General features: G+C 66.4%; 21 protein-coding genes. 12 read left to right on the plus strand and 9 right to left on the minus strand.

The genetic code is table 11. The features are described 5' to 3' along the window. Positions 1-48 precede the first annotated feature (48 nt). The 7 genes from AC3A6P_RS22810 to AC3A6P_RS22840 form a co-directional block, all read right to left on the minus strand. Positions 49-759, minus strand: coding sequence for an ABC transporter ATP-binding protein (locus tag AC3A6P_RS22810; protein ID WP_487694096.1), 711 nt, complete (start codon positions 757-759; stop codon positions 49-51). Next, entirely contained in the window at positions 749-1537 is a 789-nt protein-coding gene (locus tag AC3A6P_RS22815; RefSeq protein ID WP_487694097.1) for an ABC transporter ATP-binding protein, read from the minus strand. Before AC3A6P_RS22815 ends, AC3A6P_RS22810 begins: the two co-directional genes overlap by 11 nt. Further along, positions 1534-2553 (minus strand): branched-chain amino acid ABC transporter permease, encoded by a 1020-nt coding sequence (locus AC3A6P_RS22820; RefSeq protein WP_487694099.1) that lies wholly within the window; start codon positions 2551-2553, stop codon positions 1534-1536. The genes AC3A6P_RS22815 and AC3A6P_RS22820 overlap by 4 nt, the downstream gene beginning before the upstream one ends. Beyond that, complete coding sequence (locus tag AC3A6P_RS22825; protein ID WP_487694101.1) at positions 2550-3410, minus strand: branched-chain amino acid ABC transporter permease; 861 nt, start codon at positions 3408-3410, stop codon at positions 2550-2552. Before AC3A6P_RS22825 ends, AC3A6P_RS22820 begins: the two co-directional genes overlap by 4 nt. Before the next feature lie 68 nt (positions 3411-3478). Next, positions 3479-4750, minus strand: a complete 1272-nt coding sequence (locus AC3A6P_RS22830; RefSeq protein ID WP_487694102.1) for an ABC transporter substrate-binding protein — start codon at positions 4748-4750, stop codon at positions 3479-3481. Positions 4751-5539: 789 nt separating this feature from the next. Further along, positions 5540-6670 (minus strand): XdhC family protein, encoded by a 1131-nt coding sequence (locus AC3A6P_RS22835; RefSeq protein WP_487694104.1) that lies wholly within the window; start codon positions 6668-6670, stop codon positions 5540-5542. A gap of 57 nt (positions 6671-6727) precedes the next feature. Continuing rightward, positions 6728-7585, minus strand: coding sequence for a cupin domain-containing protein (locus AC3A6P_RS22840; RefSeq protein ID WP_487694105.1), 858 nt, complete (start codon positions 7583-7585; stop codon positions 6728-6730). Positions 7586-8218: 633 nt separating this feature from the next. Here AC3A6P_RS22840 and AC3A6P_RS22845 point away from each other — a divergent pair. From AC3A6P_RS22845 to AC3A6P_RS22900, 12 genes are all read left to right on the plus strand, one after another. Further along, positions 8219-9211: an aromatic ring-hydroxylating dioxygenase subunit alpha gene (locus AC3A6P_RS22845; RefSeq protein WP_487694106.1), complete on the plus strand. Its 993-nt coding sequence runs from the start codon at positions 8219-8221 to the stop codon at positions 9209-9211. Between the two features lie 89 nt (positions 9212-9300). Beyond that, positions 9301-10188 (plus strand): PDR/VanB family oxidoreductase, encoded by an 888-nt coding sequence (locus tag AC3A6P_RS22850; RefSeq protein ID WP_487694107.1) that lies wholly within the window; start codon positions 9301-9303, stop codon positions 10186-10188. Between the two features lie 102 nt (positions 10189-10290). After that, complete coding sequence (locus AC3A6P_RS22855) at positions 10291-11022, plus strand: cupin domain-containing protein (RefSeq protein ID WP_487694108.1); 732 nt, start codon at positions 10291-10293, stop codon at positions 11020-11022. 229 nt (positions 11023-11251) lie between these two features. Then, positions 11252-12118, plus strand: coding sequence for a nitrilase-related carbon-nitrogen hydrolase (locus AC3A6P_RS22860; RefSeq protein ID WP_487694109.1), 867 nt, complete (start codon positions 11252-11254; stop codon positions 12116-12118). Beyond that, complete coding sequence (locus tag AC3A6P_RS22865; RefSeq protein ID WP_487694110.1) at positions 12115-12981, plus strand: FAD binding domain-containing protein; 867 nt, start codon at positions 12115-12117, stop codon at positions 12979-12981. Before AC3A6P_RS22860 ends, AC3A6P_RS22865 begins: the two co-directional genes overlap by 4 nt. Then, entirely contained in the window at positions 12981-15416 is a 2436-nt protein-coding gene (locus AC3A6P_RS22870) for a xanthine dehydrogenase family protein molybdopterin-binding subunit (RefSeq protein WP_487694111.1), read from the plus strand. Before AC3A6P_RS22865 ends, AC3A6P_RS22870 begins: the two co-directional genes overlap by 1 nt. Continuing rightward, positions 15413-15913 carry a (2Fe-2S)-binding protein gene (locus tag AC3A6P_RS22875; protein ID WP_487694113.1) on the plus strand — a complete coding sequence of 167 codons (501 nt, stop codon included), beginning with the start codon at positions 15413-15415 and terminating at the stop codon, positions 15911-15913. Before AC3A6P_RS22870 ends, AC3A6P_RS22875 begins: the two co-directional genes overlap by 4 nt. Further along, positions 15910-18273: a xanthine dehydrogenase family protein molybdopterin-binding subunit gene (locus AC3A6P_RS22880; protein ID WP_487694114.1), complete on the plus strand. Its 2364-nt coding sequence runs from the start codon at positions 15910-15912 to the stop codon at positions 18271-18273. Before AC3A6P_RS22875 ends, AC3A6P_RS22880 begins: the two co-directional genes overlap by 4 nt. Before the next feature lie 36 nt (positions 18274-18309). Continuing rightward, the gene (locus tag AC3A6P_RS22885) at positions 18310-19137 is read left to right on the plus strand and encodes a cyclase family protein (protein ID WP_487694116.1); all 828 of its coding nucleotides are present in this window, start codon (positions 18310-18312) and stop codon (positions 19135-19137) included. Positions 19138-19168: 31 nt separating this feature from the next. Next, positions 19169-19906 carry an SRPBCC family protein gene (locus AC3A6P_RS22890; RefSeq protein ID WP_487694117.1) on the plus strand — a complete coding sequence of 246 codons (738 nt, stop codon included), beginning with the start codon at positions 19169-19171 and terminating at the stop codon, positions 19904-19906. Between the two features lie 5 nt (positions 19907-19911). Further along, positions 19912-20463, plus strand: a complete 552-nt coding sequence (locus AC3A6P_RS22895) for a carboxymuconolactone decarboxylase family protein (RefSeq protein WP_487694118.1) — start codon at positions 19912-19914, stop codon at positions 20461-20463. 28 nt (positions 20464-20491) lie between these two features. Beyond that, positions 20492-21448, plus strand: coding sequence for a zinc-binding dehydrogenase (locus AC3A6P_RS22900; protein WP_487694119.1), 957 nt, complete (start codon positions 20492-20494; stop codon positions 21446-21448). 15 nt (positions 21449-21463) lie between these two features. Here AC3A6P_RS22900 and AC3A6P_RS22905 read toward each other — a convergent pair whose 3' ends face one another. Both AC3A6P_RS22905 and AC3A6P_RS22910 read right to left on the minus strand, forming a co-directional pair. Then, on the minus strand, positions 21464-22171 hold the full coding sequence (locus AC3A6P_RS22905; protein WP_487694120.1) for a cysteine hydrolase family protein: 708 nt from the start codon (positions 22169-22171) through the stop codon (positions 21464-21466). Then, positions 22168-23565, minus strand: coding sequence for a uracil-xanthine permease family protein (locus AC3A6P_RS22910; protein ID WP_487694121.1), 1398 nt, complete (start codon positions 23563-23565; stop codon positions 22168-22170). Before AC3A6P_RS22910 ends, AC3A6P_RS22905 begins: the two co-directional genes overlap by 4 nt. Between the last annotated feature and the right edge of the window lie 84 nt (positions 23566-23649).

Genomic DNA, 23649 nt, shown 5'->3' on the forward strand with positions numbered 1-23649 from the left:
ACGCGCCAACCCGCGGGCAGCTCAGCGGGGAACCCTCAGCGGGCGCCCTCAGTGCGCGACACCGAAGAACAGTTCTTCGAGCGCGCCCTCGGCCAGCAGGGACCGAGCGTCTGTTGCGGGTCCGAGCGTGCCGTCCGACATGAAGTGCACCTTGTCCACGGCGGGCAGGCAGATACGGGGGTGCTCCTCGATGATCCACAACACCCCGGCACCTTGGTCACGCAACCGCTGGATGTCGGCGATGCGTTCCCGCACGATCAGCGGGGCCAATCCGGTGGTCGGTTCGTCGAGCATGAGCAACGCCGGTGAGCCCACCAGAGCGCAGGCGATGGCGAGCATCTGCCGTTCGCCGCCGGACAGGGTGGCCGCCGCCTGGGTGAACCGCTCATTCAACCGGGGGAACTGAGACAGCACCTGTTTGGTGATGGCACGGCTCTCGGCGAGGCTGCCGCGGCAGGACACCTGCAGGTTCTCGCCGACGGACAGCTCGGGAAAGACGTTGCCCTGCTGGGGTACATAGCCGATGCCGCGCTTGGCGATGGCGTTCTGCGGGACGGCCGACAGATCCTCGCCCTTGAACGTCAGTGACCCACCGTGCAGGGGCAACGACCGCGCAATGGCCTTCATCAACGAGGACTTGCCCGCGCCGTTGGGGCCCACGATGGCGACGATCTCGCCTTCGGCCACCGAGAAGGTGGCGTCGCGAACGACGGTCAGCGGACCGTAACCGGTGCTGAGACCGCGAGTTTCAAGCAACATCGGATTCCTCCGCTCCTCCGAGGTAGATGCGTTTGACGTCGGGGTCATTGCCGATCTGATCCGGTGTGCCCGAGGCGATCACGGCACCGTGCTCGAGCACGTGCACCCGCGCCGCCAGGCCGAGGACGAAGCTGAGGTTGTGGTCGATGACCAGTACGCCGATACCGCGCGCCGAGATGTTGCGGATGATGCCGGCCAGAGTCTCGATCTGGTTGACCGTCATGGCCGCAGCGGGCTCGTCGAGCAGCAACATCTGCGGCGAAAGCGCCAGTTGGCGCAGGATCTCGACGAGTTTGGCGTCGCCGGGGGACAGGTCGGCCATGGACCGGTCCCCGAGGTGGGCGGCATCCGCCTGTTCCAGCTGCGCCCAGGCGGCGTCATGCGCCTCGGAGCGGCGGCGCCGGTCCTTCTTCCACTGCAGGAACGGCGTCCACGGGTAGTCCAACTCGGAACCGCCGGTGGCGAGTGCGATGTTCTCCACCACTGTCATGGATTTGAACCCGACCGGCGTCTGGAATGTGCGGACCAGGCCGGCGCGGGCCACCTTGTGCGCCGGTAGCCCGGTCAGATCGGTGCCGCCGAACTGGACTTTGCCGGTGTACGGCGTGCCGAAACCCGAGATGACGTTGAACAGGGTGGTTTTGCCCGCGCCGTTGGGTCCGATCAGCGCGGTGATCTCCTCGCCGGAGACCTTGATGTTGACATCCCGCAGGGCGCGCACCCCGCCGAATGTCTTGTTGACGCCGATCACTTCCAGATCGGCTGCTGCCTTGCTCATGCGCGGTCCCCGTTCAGGATCGGCTGCTTGGTGGTCTGCTCTGCCGATGCGGCCGCTGCTGCGGACGCGGAGGCCGGCCGGGGGTAGCGCTTGCGCAGTCTGGCGAAAGTGCCGCTCTCGGAGAGCAATCCGTCTGGGCGCCACCTCAGCAGCGCGATGAGCAGCACGCCCACCAGCAGCGGGTGAGCTGCGGCGTGCAGGTTGGCGTACTCGTGCGGAACCTCGACCAGACGCACCATCTCACTGACCGCGGTGAGCAGCAGTGCGCCCACGATCGGACCGAACCGGCTACCCAGGCCGCCGATCACCAGACCAGCCCAGATGGTGAACGTCAGGCTGGAGCGGAACGCCGAGGGCACCAGTGCTTCCAGAATCCAGGCGTAGGCCGGTCCGACGAACAGGCCGCAGAGCAGGCCGACGGTGCCGTAGGTGGTCAGCCGCAGACTCTTGATGGACTTGCCCATGGCCAACGCCAGCGGCTCGTTGTCCCGGGCTGCCCGCAGACTGGCCCCGTACGACGATGTGGCGATACGGGAGCAGATCATCCACAGCACCGCGGCCATCAGGATGACGAGCAGCAGGCGGATGTAGGGGTAGGCCGCGTAGGTGAACTGCATCTCGAAGGGCTTCACGACCGAGGTCAGACCGAAAGTGCCGCCCGTGAGGTCCTTTTGGATGATGATCACCTGCCGGATGATCTCGGCGAAGGCGAAGGTGGTGATCAGGAAGTACTCCCCGCGCAGCCGCAGGGCGGGCCACCCGATCAGGACGGCCACCAAGGCGGTGATCAGAGCAGATCCGAGCATGCCCGCCCAGAACGGCAGGCCGAGTCCCGGTACCGCGGAGTCCGGGGAGGTGGTCAGAAGAACGTAGGAGTACGCGCCGACGGCGATCAGACCGGCGATACCCAGGTCCCACATGCCGCCCCAGCCGGCTTCCAGGTTGAGCAGTTGGCCGGCCATCACGAACACGAACGCCAGTGTGGCGATGGTGACGACGAATTCGATCGAGATCACGCTGCCGCCTCCTTACGGGACTGGAAGGAAAAGAGTCCTTGCGGGCGGATCAGCAACACGATGATCAGGATGGCGAATGCCACCACCGGCCGGTACGTGGTGTCGATGACCAGGGCGCTGAGGTCCATCACCACACCGAGGACCAGCGCGGCGGCGATGACCCCCAGGATGTTGCCGGTGCCGCCGAGCACCGCGGCGGCCAGCACGAGAAGGATGTAACCCCAACCGGATTCGATGGACACCGAGCCGAGGATGCCGGTCATGATGCCGGCGACGGCCGCCAGGGCGCCCGAGATGAGCCAGACCGTGGTGCTGACGCGCCCGATGGCCACACCGCGGATCTGGGCCAGCTCGCGGTTGGAGGCCACCGCGCGGATGTCGCGTCCGACGCCGGTGCGTCCGAGCAGCAGCCACAGCCCGCCGATCACGGCCGCGGCCACCAGCAGCAGAACGATCTCACCCGGGGCGACGTCGAAGGGACCGATGGGCTGCGCCGCACCGAGATTGATGTTGAACACCCGCAGTTCGGTACCGAAGACCGCGATCATCACGCCGTAGGTCACGAAGGCCAGGCCGACCGAGGTGAACAGCAGTACGTTACCGCCGCGATGCTTGACGGGATCGAACAGCAGTCTGCCGCAGACTGCCGCGATCACCGAAGTGAGGACGATCGCGCCTGCGATACCGGCGACGACACCGAAGATCTCGCCCAGGGCCAGCGCGATCAGCGCGCCCAACGCCATGAACTGACCGTGTGCGATGTGGAGGAAGCGTTCGGTGTTGCGCAACAGCGCGAACCCCGACGTCGCCACCGCCAGCATGCAGCCGGTCAGCAGTCCGAACAGCAGATTGTTCAAGAGATGTTGCCTTTCTCGATGTCGTGCCGGTTGGTGGGGCGGTGATGCGCCCGCCCCACCAACGGTGGTCATCCCTCGGCGCGCAGGGACGGGTCGACCTCGATCTGGTCGCCCGGGGTCCAATCGCCGTTCTGGACGGTGAGGATGGCCAGCAGCGGCGACTCGAGGTTGCCGAACTCGTTCATGTCCAGCGTGCTCGACGCGCCCTGGAAGTTGATGTCCTCACCCGCGGCCAGTGCGTCCTTGCCCTCTTGGAAGGAGTAGACCTCCTTGCCGGGACCGCTGGCCACCTCGATGATCTTGCCGGCGACGTCGGCGCCGTTGGTGCTCTTGGCCGCCTCCATCGCCAGTGCGAACAGGATGTACTGGTCGTAGTTGTTGGCGTCGTACATACCGGGTTCCGGCTGGTCGCCCGTGGCCGCGGTGAAACGCTCGGCGTAGGACTTGTACGCGGGGCTGGCAGTGTCGAAAGCGGTGAGGGCGGCGGAGAATTGGTCGGAGTTCGACAGGGCCGCCACCTCATGGGTGATCAGATCGGGGGAGACGTAGATCGGCTTGTCGTAACCGCGGCGCTCGATCTCCCGCAGGATGGGGATACCGGCCTCGACACCCGTCCCGACGTACAGCGCGTCCGGATTGCCTTCGAAGGCCTTGGCCACTTCGCTGTTGTAGGACGACGCTCCGGGTTCGATGGACACACGGTTGATCGTGCCGCCGGTCTTCTCGAACGCCTCGGTGGCGACTTCGGCAGGCCCGGAGGCGCCTTCGGTGTTCTGCACGATCATGGCGAGGTTCTTCACGCCGGCGTCGCGGGCGACCTGAGCGACGATGATGCCGGCGTCGCTGTCGGAGGCGGCGACGCGGAAGGAGAATTTCCCACCCTTCGCGTCGAGGAAGGTGGTGCCGCAGGAGGAGCAGATGTTGGGGAGCTGACGCTGCTGGATCTGATCGAAAAGGGCTACCTGGCCGTCGGATTCGAGGCTGCCGAGCACGTCCACGTTGCTGACCGAGGTGAGCTTGGAGAACCCGGCGACGGCGCCGTCGACCGTGGAGCGGTTGTCCTCGGTGACCAGTCGGACGTTGCGGTCCAGTACGCCGCCCGCCGCATTGATCTCCTCGACGGCGATGTTGGCTGCGGCGATGGCAGGCGGGGTGAACGGCGCGTAGCTACCGGTGACGCCGATGAGTTGACCGAAGATGATGTCGCCGCTGGCGGAATCGCCGCCATCACCGCCGCTACCGCTGCCGCCGCTGCGATCGCCGTTCTCGGCGCATGAGGTCAGCACGAGTGCCAGAGCGGCAGCCGCAGCCAGGACCGTGGTGCAGGACTTCAACTTCATTCAATGACCTCCAAGAACGGGCGGGCAGGACTTGCTGTCCGAGTGAAACCTGATGCCTCTACTGCCGCCGAGCGTACAATCTGGTTGAAAATTATTCGCTCAATCTCGTTACAGCGGCGTTAATCTTCTCGCCCGGTTCCACGTCGGAATTCAAGATGGTTGAAAGACTAAGGGAATGTGACCCAGATCGCAAGAGGGGGTGCGCAGTGAGGCCGCGGGGACTCGACTATGCCATATTCGGGCTGTTCAAGAGGGTTTACGGCGGCGGATACGTGCGATCGAATCCCCCTTCGGAGGACTGACGGGGCTCCCGGAGGACGGGTTAATTGTTGTGAGCGCCACCTAAGTCCCACCGAAATAGATTTCATCTCTGCTGAATGGCTGTGCGGTGAATGCGAGAGTGGGTGTCATGCGACCGATCATGCGATTTGCCGGTCGTCTCCCACTGCGCAACGGTGCGTTCGGGTTCCGTTGTATTGGTGAAAGACGCTGCCCAGCCTGCATTTAGGGATACCGGAAACGAACCGGGGCCACCGTGCTCAGACCGTGATGGGCAGCGGCTCCGACGCGCGCTGGCGGCCAACCGGGGGCGCGTCCCGGTGACAGCGTGCCTGCAACCACACGGGCAGCGGCAAACTGTTGATGCGCACATGCGCACGTCAGCTTTGGTTGCAGTCCAACTGAAGCTGGGTTGGGGGCGCCGCAGGGCAGCGAATCCCGATAACGATTCGATACCACTGTATTTCTCTGGTGTTGAACGGGTGGTAGCCAGATCTACACGTCGAGGGGTCAGCCGGCGGGCGCTCGGTGGATGGGCCCCCGGATGTCGGCGAGCGGCCGGCCGGTGCCTCCCCAGCGGCCGGCGATGATCTCGGCGGCGATGCTGATGGCGGTTTCCTCCGGCGTTCGAGCACCGAGATCGAGCCCGATGGGACTGGAGAGACGCTCGAGTTCCGCGGCGGTGAGACCGGCGGCCGTCAGCCGCGTCGCCCGGTCCTCGTGGGTGCGCCGGGAGCCCATGGCGCCGACGTAGGCGAGCTCGGGGAGCCGCAGCGCGATTTCGAGAAGTGGGACATCGGACTTGGGATCGTGGGTGAGCACCGTGATGACCGTGCGTGCGTCGAGGCGGCCCGCGTCGCGTTCGGCGGCCAGATAGCGGTGTGGCCAGTCGACGACCACCTCGTCGGCCTCGGCGAACCGGGCCTTGGTCGCGAAAACCGGTCGGGCGTCGCACACCGTGACCTGGTAGCCGAGAAAGGCGCCGACCCTTGCCACTGCCGCGGCGAAGTCGATGGCTCCGAAGACCAACATCCGCGGTTTGGGCGCGAACGCCCAGACGAAGACGCGCATGCCTTCACCGCGCCGCTCGCCGTCGGGCCCATAGCTGAGTGTGCCGCTGGTGCCGGAGGCGAGCAGCCCTGTCGCATCGTCACCGACGGCAGCGTCGGTGTGTGCCGATCCCAGTGAGCCCTGCGGTTCCCGGCCGGGACGCAGCACGAGGCGCCGCCCGACCCGGCCTGCATCGGGATGCTGAATCACGGTGGCCACCGCCACGGGTCGGCCGGCGTCGATATCGGCGGCGATGTCGCCGAGTTCGGGAAAGGTCTGGCGGTCGACCTTCTCGACGAAGACGTCGAGAATTCCGCCGCAGGTCAGGCCTACCGCGAAGGCGTCGTCGTCGGAGACGCCGTAGCGCTGTAGCACCGCTGCCCCGGATCCCGCGACCTCGCGGGCCAGGTCGTAGACCGCCCCTTCGACGCATCCGCCCGACACCGAACCGGTGACGGTGAGGTCGGGCGCCACCAGCATCGACGCACCGGCAGGTCGCGGAGCGGACTTGAAGGTGGCCACCACGGTTCCGAGGCCGACGGTGTCGCCGGCTTCCCACCATCGCATCAGCTCTGGCAATACTTCACGCATGGGGGCAGCCCTCCCGACTTTGCGTTGCTCGCTTCGGTGGAGGCTTAGTGGCGCCTGTCAGGACTGGGCGGCGGCGTCCGGACGCACCGGAAGGGAGGTGCCGGGTGGGAGTTCGATCGTGTCGACGTCGACACCCGCGGCGCGCAGCATGTCGACATCGGCGGGGCACGGACCGCCGACGCTGACGACGCGTTCGCCCAGATCCGCTGCGACGGCATGCCAGAAACCGATCCGGATGTGGATGGTGTCGCCGGGGCCGAAGGTGAATTTCTCTCCGGTGGTCACGTTTTCGGCGGTGCCGTGGCCCTCGAGGATGTGGATGGTGTCCTCGGAGTAGGCGTGCACGTGCTCGCGGTTTCGTTCGCCCGGTTCGAGGACGACGTAGTTCATGTTGGCGGCGACGGCGCCGACACCGAGCCAGACGACCAGTCGGGCGTCGTTGGAGATGAACGGGACGAGCAGGCCGGGGTTGTCCCGGTGATGAACGGAGATCTCGGGCCAGACGTCGGCGGCAGGGGACGGCACCGCGGGCGCCCCGTTGAGGGGGGCGTCACCCGGGCAGGGGCCGCCGACGATGCGGGTGCCCGCGGTGGCCCGCAACCGGTATGTCGTGTTGGGGCGGACATGCACCATCGAGCCCTCGCTCAACGGCTGGGCATCGGACTCGTCTGCACCGTCGTGAATGACCGAACCCGAGCCTGCCACAACGTAATACGCCGCTTCCGAGGTGTGGGTGAGGGGCACTGAACTGCCGTCATCGACGAACTGCAGGTCGAAGAGACCGCGGCACTTGGCGCCGGCATCGGGCCCCACGATCTCGCGCCACGTACCACTTTCGAGCAAGCCGCTATCGGGCCCCCACTCGTCGCGGGAGATGACCCGCATTCCCGTCATCGTCGTCTGCTGCTCAGCCACGAGGGAAGGGTAACACCCATTTCAATAAGATCAAACGATTTTCTGGCCTACTGAAAAAAACTCTCGCCGGGCGAGCCCGGGTCTCTCTTCACCTTAGTTGAACAGTTCGGGATGTGGCGGGCTTGGCTCCTCGAGGAGGCTGCACCCCAAAACCTTGGTGCCGAGCCGAATGTGCGTCCACATTACGCGTCGTCGATCGGTCCACAGGGCGGCCATAGACGCGGGTGCGTTCATATGCGCTGAAACGCACCGGTCGACTCAGCGGCCGCGGCGTGAAACGGAGCCTGGCGCCGGCGCTCTAATACGTGGGCGGTTTTGTTGCGGCGTGGGTCACATGGACTTAAACTTCTTCAAGTCGATTGAAGTACAGCCCTGATCACCGACTATTCGGGTCGACACGGCCGGCCCTGAAACGGCCGCGGAAGTGTCCACCGCGTAGGTGCGGGGTGTGCCGCAGACAGCCAGGAGGTGACGAGCAATGCAACAGGTGTCGGGTATCGCGCTTGTGCTGTTTCGTCGCGGCCTGGTCGACGGCGGCGACTGGAGGTTGATAGCGGGAGAGTGCGGCGCGTCCGGGCCGCGCGGCGGCAGCACCTCTTCCTGACCACAACCTTCTGATGAACGGAGCTTCACATGTCTGCACCTGCACTCGCGGGTTACTGGCACCCCATTGCCACTGTCGACGAAATCGACGAGCAGCCAAAACGTTTTACCCTCCTCGATGATTTCGTCGTGGCATTCCGCGACGAGAACGGTGTGGCCGCCTTCCGCGACCTCTGCATTCACCGAGGCGCCGCACTCTCGCTGGGCTGGGTACGTAACGGCAACCTCGTATGTCCTTACCACGGTTGGCAATACGACCGCAGCGGTGCGTGCGTGCGGATCCCCTCGCGGCCCGCCGATGCGCCCATTCCGAACGCAGCTCGCGCCCGGGCCTACCAGGTACGCGAGAAGTACGGGCTGGTGTGGGTGGCCATCGACGAGCCCCGCGACGAGATTCCGTTGTTCCCCGGCGACATCTACGACCTGCCGGGGTGGAAATCCTTCATCTCCTACCGCGAGACCTGGAAGACGTCGGCTGCGCGCGCCGTCGAGAACTTCATGGATTTCTCCCACTTCCCCTACGTCCACAACGGCCTGCTCGGTACCGAGGACAATGCCGAGATCGCGCCCTACACAGTCGAAAAGCTCGACAACGGCCTGCACTACTGGCTGGAGCAGGAAGAACCGAGCGACCTCTACGGTGCCGGCGGTACCCAGAAGGTCCGCTATGAATACACCCTGGTGGTCCCGTTCACGATCCATCTGAAGAAGATCGAGATCGGCACCGGCCGGGAGACCATCATCACGCAGTTCACGTTGCCGCGGACCACGAACACCACCGAGTTGTTCGTGTTCATCGTCCGCAACCATTCCCAGGACGAACCCGACAGCAAGTTCGGCGATTTCACCAACACGATCATGGAACAGGACCGCTCGGTGGTGGAGAGCCAGCGCCCCGAGGAGCTGCCCGACTCACTGCGCGAAGAGCTGCACATCAAGGTGCCGGACGCCGCCAGCCTCCTCTACCGGCAACGACTGGCGTCGTTGGCCAAGGTCGAGGTGTTCGGGCCCTACGGCGCCTGAGGCTCACTGTGACAACGGGATTGCGGCTGGCGCGCGTCGCCCGCCGGATCAGACGTGCAGATGGTGTGATCGGACTGACGCTGACCGGCGTGGATGACACGCTGCCGTCGTGGACGCCCGGGGCCCACATCGACGTGGTGTTGCCGTCGGGGCAGTGCAGGCAGTATTCACTGTGCGGGCCGGTGACCTCCGGCGACTACGAGATCGCGGTCCGCGTCGAGCCGAACGGCCGCGGCGGTTCACGCGAGGTGCACGAGGCGCTGCGGCCCGACACCGTGGTCAAGATCAGCGCGCCGCGCAACAGATTCCCGCTGGAGCGGGCGGAGTCCTATCTGTTCGTGGCCGGCGGTATCGGCATCACGCCCCTGTTGCCCATGGTGGAGGCGGTCGACGCACTGGGACTGGACTGGCGCCTGGTGTACTGCGGACGCAGCCTGGCGACCATGCCGTTCCGCGATGAGCTGGAGATGTACGACGACCGGGTGCAGTTCTGGCCGGATGACGAACTGGGCCGGCTCGACGTGCCGGCAATCGTGAGTGCCGCAGTGGCCGCGCACCCCGGTGTGGCCATCTACACCTGCGGGCCCACTCTGCTGATCGAGGCCATGGAAACGGCAGTCCAGGCTGCCGGTGCGGCACCGCTGCGGTTCGAGCGATTCGTGTCCGCGATAGCTGGACCCGATACAAGGGCGAGCGCCCCGGCCACCGGAGGCGAGGTCCAATTGGGGCCGGACGGGCCGGTGGTCGCGGTGCGGGGGGACCAGTCGATCCTGCAGGCCGTCCTCGATGCCGGCGGCGACGTCCTGTACTCCTGTGAAGAAGGAACGTGCGGCAGTTGTCAGACGACCGTGCTCGACGGCGAGGTGGAGCACCGCGATGACCTGCTGACCGATGCCGAGCGCGCCGACCGGCAGATGCTGCTCTGTGTGTCGCGCTGCGCCAAAGGCAGGTTGGTCCTCGACATTCCCGCACCGTGAGCGGAAGGGAACATCGGAATTACACGCGCCGAGTGGCGTGTAAATGGACTGGTTCACGTACGCTGAAACCGCACGTCTTCACCCCGCCTCAACGGAGTTTTCATGACGCCTTCTTCGTCCGCTGTGCCGACTGGTACCCGGAAAGCGCCCACGGGCCCTTCCGCCGGTAGCAAGCCGACGTCGCGCAAACCCCGTAAAGCGCAGAAGTCCCGCGCGGCCGCCGACGGCGCAGACTCCCTGCCCTCTGCTGATGCCGGAACGCAGCGCGGTGTCAGCAACGCTGAACAGACGATGCTGGTGGTCGGCGCGCGCATCCGGGCCATCCGCTCCCGTCAGCAGCTGACCCTGCGTGATGTCGCCGAGCGGACCGGGGTCAGCGTGTCGATGCTCAGCATGCTCGAGCGGGGGGTGTCGACGGCGTCGGTGGGCACATTGGTGGCCGTCGCCTCGGCCCTGGGTGTGCACATGTACGACTTGTTCGCGCACCGGGACTCCGCCGACGGATCGCCGGTGACACGTCTTGCCGAGCAGACGGTGGTGCGCATGGGTGAAGGCACCACACGCCGTGTGGCACACAATGATTCGGCTGCGGGCGTGGAGCTCGCCGTCAATGAGTACGAACCCGGCGGGGCCAGTGGTCCGTCGGCCACCCATCACGACGGCCGTGAGTTCGGTGTGCTGATCTCCGGGAGGTTGACCATCGAGTTGGAGGGGGAGAGTCATGTGCTCGAACCCGGCGACGTGATCGCCTACTCCTCGGATCGGCCGCACCGGATCGCCAACACCGGGGATGAGCACGCAATCGCAGTGTGGGTTAACCTCGACGACTCATAAGTGTTTCAAACACACTTAATGACTTCGACGCTATTGAATGCTACGCTCGGTAGGTGACGGACAGTCTGAATCGTGCCGCATACGGCAGGACCAGCAATAATCGGGCTGATCGCGGATCGGCTCGACGGGTGCCAGAGCGCAGTGGCGGACGGGTCGGACAGGCGATCCGGATCCGGTTTCCATCCGGCGAAATTCGGTCAGCCTTAACTTCCTCGTCCGGTGTGAACCGGTGACGGCCGAGAACGCCGTTGTCACGGTGGCCCTGGAGCAGATCGACGTCAGCGTCGGCCGGGTCGAGGAGAATCGCGGCACCGCCCTGGCGCGCACGCGGGGCGCCTTGAGCGCCGGCGCCGATCTGGTGGTGCTCCCCGAACTCGCCATCAGTGGCTACGTCGTCGACCGCGAGTTGGCCCGGGAGATCGCCGAGCCGCTCGACGGACCCACGTCGGCCGCCTTCGTCGAGCTGGCCGGCGAGTTCGAGCGCCTGGTCGCGTACGGCTTCTGCGAACGAGACGGTGACAACATCTTCAACACCGTTGTGATCGTCGACGGTGACGGCCCGGTGCTGCACTATCGCAAGCTCCACCTGTTCGACCTGGAGAAAGGGGTGTACACCCCGGGGGATCTCGGTCTTCCGGTCGCGGACACCGCTTTTGGCCGAATCGGCGTGTGTATCTGCTACGACCTGCGGTTCGTCGAAGTCCTCCGTACGATGTCCTTGCGTGGTGCCGAGATCGTTCTCGCCCCGGCTGCCTGGGTCGGGGGGTTCGATCGGACAGTCCCCGTGGCCGGAGGGACCCGTCACGTGGATTCTGTTCTGGCACAAGCCAATCTGGATCAGGTGGCCGTCGTGGCGGTGAGCCAGGTCGCCGGGGCGGCGCGCGGCGGACCTGCCACCTTGGGCGGTTCGGTGGCCTGTGACGCATTCGGCGAGCTGCTCGCCGGACCGTTGTCCCGCACCGCCGCCGACTCGGCGACGGCCACGCTGGACCTCGAGGCAATTCGCGCCGCACGGGTGCGTGGCGAGCGCATCCGGCCACGCGAGGACCGACGTACCGACGTGTATGCCGTGACATACGAAGGGAGAACCTGGTGAAGCCGCGGCCGTTCGAGTACCACGTGCCGGCCAGTCTCGACGAAGCGCTGGACATCCTGGCCGCCGAACCCGACGACTCCAAGATCCTCGCCGGCGGCCAGAGCCTGGTGCCGATGATGAACTTCCGATTGGCCAGCCCGGCCAATCTGGTGGACATCAACCGGGTTCCCGGACTGTCCGGCATCGAGATCGTCGGTGACCGGGTGGCCATCGCGACCAGGACCCGCCACATCGAGGTCCAGCACAACTCACTGGAAGGGCCGCTGGGACTGCTGTTGCGCAAAGCGGCCGCCTATGTGGGGCACCTGCCGATCCGTACCCGCGGCACCTTCGGTGGTTCGATCGCGCACTGCGACGCCGCGTCCGAGTGGTGTCTGGTGGCCTCGCTGCTCGATGCCGAGATGACCGCGGTCAGCAAGGCGCGTGGTGAGCGGACCATCGCCGCCGCCGATTTCTTCCAGTCCATCTTCACCACTGCTCTGGAGCCCGACGAGATCCTGGTCAAGGTGTCCCTGCCCGTCCTCGATGACACCTGGAACGCGGGCATTGCGGAATTCGCGCGCCGGGCAGGGGATTTCGGGATCGTCACCACCACCGCCGCGATTCGCGTGGTCGACGACGTGATTCGGGAGGCCCGGGTCAGCATCGGCGGAGTCAGTGAAGTGCCCTTCCGCAGCGCCGCCGCCGAGCAGACACTGGTCGGCCAGCCGCTCACCGACGAACTGCTGGTGGCGGCCGCCGAAGCCACCGCCGGCGAAGTCGATCCGCCCAGCGACACGCACGGCGATGCGGACTACCGCCGCGATCTGGTCCGTGCGCTGCTGCCCCGCGCGCTGAGCAGGGCCACCTTGGTCGGCGCCTGATGGCCGCGGCACCCACTCAACCCACCACCTGGACCGGCCGGGCGCTGCCCCGGCTCGAGGATCCCGCGATAGTGCGCGGCTGGGGGCGCTACGTCGCCGACGTCGCCTCCCGCAACGAGCGCTGCGCCCATGTGCGGTTCATCCGCAGCACGGTGGCCTCCGGACGTATCGTCTCGGTGACGGCGGCGCCCGGTGTAACCGTCTTCACCGCAGAGGATCTCGCGGACGTCGCGCCCATCCGGGCGGCACTGCACCGGCCCGATTTCGTGGAGGTCGGCACCCCGATCCTGGCCACCGACGTGGTGCGGTTCGTCGGTGATCCGATCGCCTTCGTGGTGGCCGACACCGAGGCCGCCGCCGAGGACGCCGCCGAACTCGTCGACGTCGAGATCGAACCGCTGCCCGCGGTGCTCTCGGCGGTGGACGCGCTGTCCGAGGGCGCACCGCTGGTGCATGACTCCGTTCCCGAGGATCATCCCAACGCCCCCAACACCATGGTGGACGGCCGGATCACCACCCCGGGGGCCGACGACGCGTTCGCCGAAGCGGACGCCGTCGTCTCGGTGCGGGTGAGCTCCGGCCGTCAGAGTGCAATGCCGCTGGAAGCCAGAGCCGCCCACGCCGCCTACGATCGCAGCACCGGACGCACCACCCTGCACGCGACCCTGCAGATGCCGCACGTCACGCGCACCGGGATCGCTGACTGTATCGGTATGGCCGAGGACGACCTGCGGGTCATCGCCCCGGATGTGGGTGGTGGCTTCGGCGCCAAGATGACGTTGGCGCGTGAGGACGTCGCCCTGGTGTGGGCGTCGCGGCACCTGCGCCGCGACCTGGCCTGGATCGAGACCAGGGAAGAGAACTTCATGGCCTCGTGGCACAGCCGCGAGCAGGTCTACGACATCGAGGGCGCCTTCACCGCCGACGGCGAATTGCTGGCTCTGCGTGGCGATCTGATCTGTGACGTCGGTGCCTACTGCTGTTACCCGGTGACCTGGGCGGTGGAGCCGCTGATGGCACTCGCCGAGTTGCCGGGCCCGTACAAGGTGGGTGAGTACGACGTGCGCTCGCGGGCCGTCGCCACCAACAAGTGCCCGATCGCCCCGTACCGCGGTGTGTCACGGCCCATGCAGGTGCTGGCGATGGAACGTCTGATGGACCGTGCCGCCGCCCAACTGGGCCTGGACAAGGTGGAGATCCGCGACAAGAACCTGATCTCGGAGTTCCCCCACCGCGCTCCCACCGGACTGGTGCTGGACCTGGCGTCACATCGCGAAACCTTGGCCGCGGCAGCGAAACTGGCCGACCTCGACGACTTCGCGGTACGCCAGGCCAAGGCCTTGCAGGAAGGGCGCTACCTGGGTATCGGCTTCTCCTGCTTTGCCGAACGCACGGGCTACGGCACGCCCGCGTTTGCGGCCCGGTCACGTCCGTTCGGGCTCGACCCCACCAAGGCCGCGCCGGTGATCACCCCCGGGTTCGAGCGCGTCATCCTGACCATGGACCCGTCCGGGGGACTGACGCTGCGCATCGGGGCCTCCCCGCACGGTCAGGGCCTGAAAACCACTCTGGCGCAAGTGGTGTGCGACGAGCTCGGGATGCGTCCGGACCAGGTCCGGGTGATCGCCAGCGACACCGATGCCACCCCGTACGGCTGGGGGAGTTATGCCAGCCGCGCCATGGTGATCGCCGGCGGGGCCTCACTGATCGCCGCCAAGGAGCTGGCCGAGCGTATCCGCGGCCTGGCGGCCGACCGGCTCGGTGGGCTGCCCGACGACATCGTGCTCGAGGACGGCAAAGCCAGGCTCAACGGCTCGGCTCAGGCCGTCGACCTCGCCGTGATCGCGCGGGACACCTACCATTCCAGCCACCTCATCCCGGACAAGGGTGAGCCGGCGCTGGAGACCATCGGCACCTACGACCCGTCGGGTACGTTCGCCAACGCCTGCCACGTCGCCGAGGTCGAGGTGGACGCGCTCACCGGTCAGGTTGAGATCACCCGGTTCCTGGTCGCCGAGGACGCGGGCAAGTTGATCAACCCCGCCATCGTCGACGGACAGATTCACGGCGGGGTGGTCCAGGGCATCGCCAACGCACTGTTCGAAGAGCTGATCTACGACGACAGAGGCGTTCTCGTGACGACATCGCTGATGGATTTCCTGCCGCCCACCATCGCCGAAGTGCCGGACATCGAGATCGCCCACATCTACACGATGTCGCCGGCGTCGCTGACCGGAGCCAAGGGCGTGGGCGAAGGGGGCACCATCGGTGCGCCCGCCGCCATCGCCAACGCGATCAGCGACGCACTGAGCCCGCTCGGTGTCGGTGTCTTTCATCTTCCCGCCACCCCGCACCGGATCCGGACCGCGATCCGCCAGCGCCGCGACATCCAGCCTGCCCGCCACCCCGCCGACCCGCAGGAGATCACCCCATGAGTTCACTTCGCCTGTACGTCAACGGCGATCGTTACGACCTGGACGTCGAACCCCGTCGCACGCTCGCTGACGCCCTGCGCGACGACTGCGGTTTGACCGGTACCCACCTGGGCTGCGAGCACGGGGTATGCGGCGCGTGCACCGTGCTGATGGACGGACAACCCATCCGGGCCTGCTTGATGTTCGCGGTACAGGCCGAAGGTGCATCCATCCGTACCGTCGAAGGCCTGGCACCCGACGACACCACACTGCACCCCGTCCAGCAGGCGTTCTGGGACAACCACGGTCTGCAGTGCGGTTTCTGCACCCCTGGTTTCCTCACCCTGATCGCCGGGTTCCTGGAGGAGAATCCGGACGCCGACGAACACGAGATACGCGAGATGCTCTCGTCGAACCTGTGCCGTTGCACCGGATATCAGAACATCATCAAAGCCACGCTCAGCGCTCAGCGCGTGATGCGCGGAGAGGAACCCGTCGCCGACGAGACCCCGGCATGATCGGCGCCCGCGCCAGGCGCATCGAAGACCCTGTGCTGCTTCGCGGCGCGGGGCGCTTCGCCGCTGACAACCATTACGCCGGTGAACTGCACATGCGGGTGGTCCGCTCGCCGATCGCCCACGGGCGACTGGTGTCTGTCGACGTCACGGCGGCCCTGCATGTCGACGGCGTGGTGGCGGCGTGGTCCTACGCCGACATCGAGACACTGCCGGCCATCGCCTTCCGGCTGACCCCGCGACCGGAACTGCTGCCGTACCGACAGCCGGCCCTGGCAAGGCGATTCGTGCGCTATGTCGGGGAGCCGGTTGCGGTGGTGTTCGCGACGTCGGCCTACTTCGCCGAGGATGCCGCAGAGCTGGTCCAGATCGACATCGAGCCGCTGGAGGCGCGCATCGACGCCGATCTGGAGCCGCGGGTCTGGATCGACGGTGAGCAGGCCACCTGGGCCGCCGGGACGGGGCAGGAGATGCCCGAACAAGACTCGGAAGCAACCACTTTCGTCGAAGAGTACGGCGACGTCGACGCCGCGTTCGCCGGGGCCGATGCGCTGGTGGCCGCGGGCACCCACCGTGTGTTCGAGATGGACGCGCGGATCGGACGGCATTCCGGGGTGCCCATGGAGTGTCGCGGGCTGGTGGCGGCGTTCAACGAGTCCGAACAGGTGCTCGTGGTCGACGGTGCGGCCAAGGTGCCGTTCTGGAACCGTGAGGCCATTGCCGCGATATCAGGGCTGCCACCGCACCAGGTGCTGGTGCGTGAGACCCACGTTGGTGGTGGCTTCGGTCCCCGCGGCGAGCTCTACCCGGAAGACGTTCTGGTGACCGTGGCGGCCATGCGGCTGCGCCGGCCGATCAAGTGGATCGAGGACCGGCAGGAACACCTGGTGGCCACCAATCACTCTCGCGGCCAGCATCACCGGCTGCGGGCGCTGGTCCGGGTGGCCGACGGCTGGGTCGAAGCGCTCGACGCGGATTTCATCCTGGACCAGGGTGCCTACGTCCGTACCCACGGTGCCACCGTCGCATCGCTCACGGCATCGATGTTGCCGGGGCCGTATGTGATTCCGCATTTCCGGGCCACGGCGCACGTCCGCCTGACCAACAAGACCCCGGCCGGAACCTACCGGTCGCCGGGGCGTTACGAGGGCACGTTCGCCCGCGAACGCCTGATGGACAAGATCGCGCGCGAACTGTCGCTCGACCCGGCGGAGCTGCGGCGTACCAACTTCATCCCGGTCGCCGAGATGCCCTACGAACGGCCGATCCAGGCGATGGGCACCCACCTGGTGCACGATTCGGGTGACTACGAATTGCTGCTGGACAAGGTGTCGGCGAAATTCGACTTCCCGGGCATCCGCGCCGAGGTCCAGGCCAGGCGTGCCCAGGGTGAACTGGTGGGATTCGGTTTCGGCTACTTCGTCGAGAAGAGCGGTATCGGTCCCTACGAGGGTGCCCGGGTCTCCGTCGACGGCAGCGGCCTGATCACCATCAGCTGCGGCGCGTCGTCGGTGGGCCAGGGTGTGGACACCGTGCTGGCCCAGATCGTCGCCGAAACCCTGCAGGTGCCGCACGACTCGATCCGGGTGGTCCGGGGCCGCACCGACCAATTCGAGTACGGCCGTGGCGCATTCGCCACCCGGCTGGCTGTGATGGCCGGATCGGCGGCCGCCCACGCCGCAGAGGCACTGGCGGACAAGGCCCGTCGGGTGGCCGCACACCAGTTCAAGGTCAGCGTCGAAGAGACGAAGATGACCGACGGTGCCGTCACCGTCATCGAGGACCAGCAGAAGGTGCTGACCCTGGGCGAGATCGCGCTGCTGCTGGAACCGGTGCGGGCCGGCGAGATGAAGGAAGACCCCGGGCTGTCCGCCGACGGCTGGTTCCGGTCGGATCACATGACCTATCCGTACGGGCTGCACGCCGCGCTGGTCTCGATCGACCGGGGTACCGGCAACCTGTCCATCGAACGCTTCATCGTCGGTTACGACGTTGGCCGCGCGTTGAATCCGATGTTGGTGGAAGGGCAGATCGCCGGAGGCGTCGCGCAGGGTATCGGCGGCGCGGTGTACGAAGAGTTCCTCTATTCCGAGGACGGCACCCCGACCAGTACGACGTTCATGGACTATCTGATTCCGACGGTGTTGGAGGTCCCGGACGTGGAGACGCTGGTCACCGAGGATGCGCCCAGCCCGATCAATCCCTTGGGCGTCAAGGGGGCCGGCGAAGGTGGTACCACAGCCGTGGCCGCCGCCGTCGCCTCCGCCGTCGACGACGCCCTGCGACTGCCGAACAGCATCACCGCGGTGCCGATTCGGCCGGATCTCGTCCGTCGTCTGGTCAAATCCATTTCAGTGACATAGAATTTGATTCAACGTAGTTGATTTCAGGAGGCTTATATGCGGATTGTCGATCTCACCCACCCCTGGGGTATCCACACTCCCGGCTGGGTCGGGTACCCGGGTGGCAAGATGTACTACACCCAGAACTTGCAGACGAATCAGATTGTCTCGCAACGGATCGAGAGCTCGCTGCACTCCGGCACCCACCTCGACGGCCCCATGCACGGCACCGACGGCGGCCTGGACATGGCGTCGCTGCCGCTGGACAAGCTGATTCACCCCGGCGCAATCGTGGACGTCTCCGACGTGGTCAGCGACTGGGATCTCATCGAACCCGAGCACATCACCTCGAAGGTCGAGATCAAAAAGGGTGACATCCTGATCATCCACACCGGCTTCATCGACTACTACCAAGGCATGCCGCGGCAGGACCTGGTGCGCTACTTCACCATGCACCCGGGCGGCAGCATCCGGCTGGCCCGTTGGATGGCCGACATGGAAATCCGTTGGTGGGGAATCGATGCCGGCTCCGGTGATCACCCCATGAACACCACGATCCGCAACATGCGCCCTGATCTGCTCAAGAAGTTCGAAGAGCACGTCGGGATGACCTACAAGGAATTCCTGGGCGAGTACACCTATACCCACCACATGTCGGGCCGCGAGATCACCTCCGACATCTTCCCGATGCACCACCTGGCTTTCCAGGACGGCTGCATCCATGCCGAGAACGTCGGCGGTGACCTGAAGACCGTTCTCAACCAGCGCGCGATCATCGGCGCCTTCCCGTGGAAGATCGAGGGCGGCGAGGCCTGCCCGTGCCGCATCATGGCATTCTTCGACTGCGGTGCCGACGAGGTCATCGAAGGACTCGCCGGCCGCTGATCGTCGGCCGAAACTCGAAGGGCGGCATCCAATGCCAATGCAACTGAAGAACGAGTTCGAGATCGACACCGATCTGGAACACACCTGGGAGCTGCTGACCGACATCCCTCGGATCATGCCGTGCATGCCGGGTGCCGCCCTCGATGGCGTCGAGGGGGACGACTACCTCGGCAATGTGAAGATCAAGGTCGGCCCCATCGGGGCGCACTTCCGTGGGCGGGCCCGCTTCACCCACAAGGACGACGCCACCCACAGCGCGGTCATCTCGGCATCCGGGAAGGATCCCAAGGGGCAGGCCGCGGCCAACGCGCAGATCCACGCCAGGCTGGAGCCTGTCACAGCCAACCGCACCCGTGTCCTGATCGACACCGATCTGGACATCAGCGGCCGGATGGCGCAGTTCGGCCGCGGCGCCATCGCCGATGTGAGCAACCGGCTCATCGGGCAGTTCGTCACCAACCTGTCGGCACTGCTGACCGCGCCCGGCGGCGCTTCGAGCAACGGTGTTGCGGCACAGCCGGTCACGCCCTCGGCCTCGGTCGGCGGTCCCGCAGCAGCTCCGGCTTCAGCTCCCGCGGGCGATGCCGGTCTGGACGTGGTGTCCTTCGTGCTGCCGATGATCAAGGAACGCTACGGCCAGGCGCTCATCGGCGGCCTGCTCGGCTTCCTGCTCAGCTGGGTGGTGTTCGGCCGCCGGGTCGGCAAGCAGCAGCAACCCACCTTCCGTTACTTCCCGTACCCCGAGGGTCCGCGTTGGCCCAGCGACTGAGCGCTTTGACACCGGACCAGCTCACCGACGAGCAGCGGGCGGTGTACGAGGCAATCACCGGCGGTGACCGTCTCAAGGGGACCCAGCACTTCCCGGTGGTCGCCCAGGACGGATCCCTGAACGGGCCGTTCGGCATCATGGTGAACGTCCCCGGGATGGGTGGCGCGCTCCAGGAACTCGGAGCCGCCATCCGCTACCGGACCAGCCTCACCGCCCGGGTCCGCGAAATCGCCATCCTGCTGGTCGCTTCCAAGTTGGGCTCGGATTTCGAATGGTGGGCCCACGAGCGGGTCGCGCGCGCGGTCGGGCTCACCGACGGCGAGCTCGAACAACTGTCGACAGGGCAGTTGGCTGCGGCGGATCCCGCCGAACAGGCGGCGGCCGATCTGAGTGTGGCGCTGCTGGACAGCGCCGCCGTCTCCGACCAGGACTACGCCCGATACGGCGAGGCGCTCGGAGTCCAGGCGATCGTCGAGCTCACCACGCTGGTGGGCTACTACCGGACGCTGGCCCAGCTGATGGCGGTGTTCGACATCGGCGTGCCCGCCGACGCCTGAGCACCACCACACCAGACAGAGGTATGTCATGACGTTGAAAATCGTTCTCGACGACAATCTTTCGCCGACCGTACAGGAAGCGGCGGACGTACCCCAGCCCGGGGCCGGGCAGGTGCGCGTGCGCGTATCCCGTGCCGGCGTCAACTTCTGGGAGGTCATGCAACGCCGCGGGCGGGTCCCGGTACCCGAGCACCGCGTGCCGGGTTCGGAAGGTGTCGGTGTCGTCGAAGCGGTGGGCGACGATGTGTCCGGACTCGTGGTCGGCCAACGCGTGGCGTGGTCCAAGGTGCCGGGCAGCTTCGCCGAGGTGGTCGTCGGTCCCGCCGCGTCCTTCGCCCGGGTGCCGGATACGGTCTCCGACGAGGTGGCCGCCGCCCTGCTGTTCCAGGGCGGCACGGCCTACTACCTGGCCCACGACGCCTGGCACCTGACCGTCGGAGACGTCGCGGTGGTGACTGCCGCCGCCGGCGGCGTCGGCGTGCTGCTGACCCAGCTGCTCACCTCCGCCGGTGTGCAGGTGATCGGTGTGGTGTCCAGTCAGGAGAAGTCCGAGGCGGCCCGCCGGGCGGGTGCCTCTCACGTCTTCACCTACCGCGAGGACCTGATCGACGAGATCCGCGGTGTGGCGCCCCAAGGGGTGGCCGTGGTGTACGACGCAGTGGGAGCCGGTGTCGCCGAACCACTTCTGGCCACTCTGCGGCCACGCGGAGCGATGGTGCTCTACGGCTCTGCCTCGGGCCAGGACGCCGATATCAGCGCCAAAGACCTGGGCCGGGCCTCGCTGTTCCTCACCCGCGCCGCAGGGCGCGACTATGCCGGTGACGCGCACGTTGCGGCCGAGCGCGCGGCACTGCTGCTGGACCTGGCGGCCCGCGGTGTGCTGCGCCCGGAGCTGGGTGCGGAATTCCCGCTGTCCGAGGTCGCGGCCGCGCTGGACGCCCTCGAATCCCGTGCCACCGTCGGCAAGCTGCTGTTGGTTCCCTGACAGTCCTGTCTGCGGTCAGGCGGTGGGGTGCAGAGCTCCCGCCCAGGCCGAGGTGATCACGTCGGCGTCGGTGACCAGCCCGAAATGCAATGACACCATCGCCGTGGCGGCCTGCTCGAGAGATTCGTTGGTGCCCCGCACCAGGTCGGCAGGAATCACCACCCGGTAGCCGATGTTCGACGCCTCGAAGGCACTGTTGAGGACACAGCAGTCGGCCATGATGCCGTTGATGACCACCGCCCGGATCCCCATCTGCCGCAACAGGAAATCGAGATCGGTCGGATAGAACGCCGAGAGGCGCTTCTTCCCGGTCACGATCTCGTCACCCGGCAGTACCTCGGTGACGAACTCCGTCCACTGCGAACCGGCCAGGGCATGCTGGTCCGCGCCGGGGATGGGGCCGGCGAACTGAGGGAAGGTGAGCCGCCAGGCACTGGAACTGGACCCCAGGACATCATCTCGCCCGGACGGACGCAGTTCCGACCGCACGTGGATGACCGGTATCCCGAGCGCGCGGGCGTCGGCGTGGAATGCGTTGATACCTTTGATGATCTCCCGGCCCCGCGGCGCTGGGCACGGGCAGTCCTCGCGCTCGGAGAGATGACCGGCATGCATGTCGATGGAGATGACGGCGGTATGGGCCGGGTCCAGATACTCCGCGAACACACCTCGGGCATCGAGATCGCGGCGCTCGCCGTTGACGTAGTGATGGTGCGTCGTCACCTCTGGTCCTCTCCCTTGGCATCGAACAGGTGCACCGCCGGCTCCGGAGTCGCTTCCCGTCGCCGTTCCAGAAACGGGCGGATACCGAAGTTCACGATGATGTTGAGGCCGATGAGCATCAGGATGCCGAGCATCATCGGTGTGGTGAGCACACTCTGCACCGCCGGTGACATCGACGCCACGATGTCCTCGGGGATCCACTGACCGCCGAGGGCGATGATGAAGGAGGTGGCCGCCACGGTGATGTTCAGGTCATCCCAGTCCACCTTCCGCAGCATCTGGACACCGCTGAAGGCGATGATGCCGAACAGCACCGTGCTGGCGGCGGACAGGACCGCACCGGACAGCCCGGCGATGAAGAGGCTGAGCTGCGGCAGGAAGGCCAGCGCCAGGGCGAAGACACCGGCCGCCATGGTGACGAACCGGCTGCCGATGCGCGTGACGCGAATGATGCCAACGTTTTCCGGATACGAAGTGGTGCCGATACCGCCGAACATCGACCCGATCGAGGTGCCGAGGAACTCGGTGAACAGGCCGCGATTGATGCGGTTGAGGCTCAGCTTCTCACCACCCCAACCCGCGACCAGCGTGTACATACCCATCGCTTCCGCGCCGGCCTGCAGGAACGCCAGGAGCATCAGGACGACCACCGGCCACGCGACGCCGAACCCGAACGGGAACAGCGACGGCACTCCGACGATCGCGGCCTGGCTGAGGTCCGGCGGCGACCACAGGCCCGTCGCCAGTGCCAGCACCGAGCCGGCGATGATGCCCCACACGATGGCGCCGCGCTTGAACAGGGTGTTGCCGCCGAACACCATGCACGCCAGGATCACCAGCACCACCACAGCGCCGACCCAGAAACTCGCCCAGCCGTAACCGGAGGTGCCCTGGACCCCGAACCAGCCCGGCAGGCCGATGCTCGCCAGCTGAGCACCGATGATGATGAACAACGTCCCGAAGACAATGGGGTCGGCCGCGAATTTCCTTATGTGGCCGAACAACCCGAGACGACCGACCGGAATGGTGAGAAGCATGAAGATGACACCGGCCACCAGCATCGAACCGAAGGCCGTGCCCAGGCCATAGGTGGCGCCGGACACCAGCAGTGCGGCGAAGAAGGCCGCAGTGGGCCCCTGCACGATGGGCAGGCGAACTATCCGGCTGGATTGCAGGATGGTGACGATGCCGGTGAGCAGGAAACAGGCCTGCACGATATGGCTGACGTCGAGGGAACTCAGTTCCAGCGCCGAGCCGAGAAGCACCGGGAAGATCCAGATTCCGGTCAGTGCCAGCAGGTGCTGGAGACCGAAGAGCCCCATCTTCGGAAGCGGGACACGATCCTGGATGCCGACGTCGAGTACCGGCCGCTCGTCCGAAGTGATTTCAGCCATACAAAAATGATTACTGCGTTGTTGAGCTACGTCAAGACTTGGTTTGTTAACAGTTCACGGGGACCGTGATGCCCGGCCGGTCTT

The organism is Mycobacterium sp. Soil_C_30, from assembly GCF_057656995.1.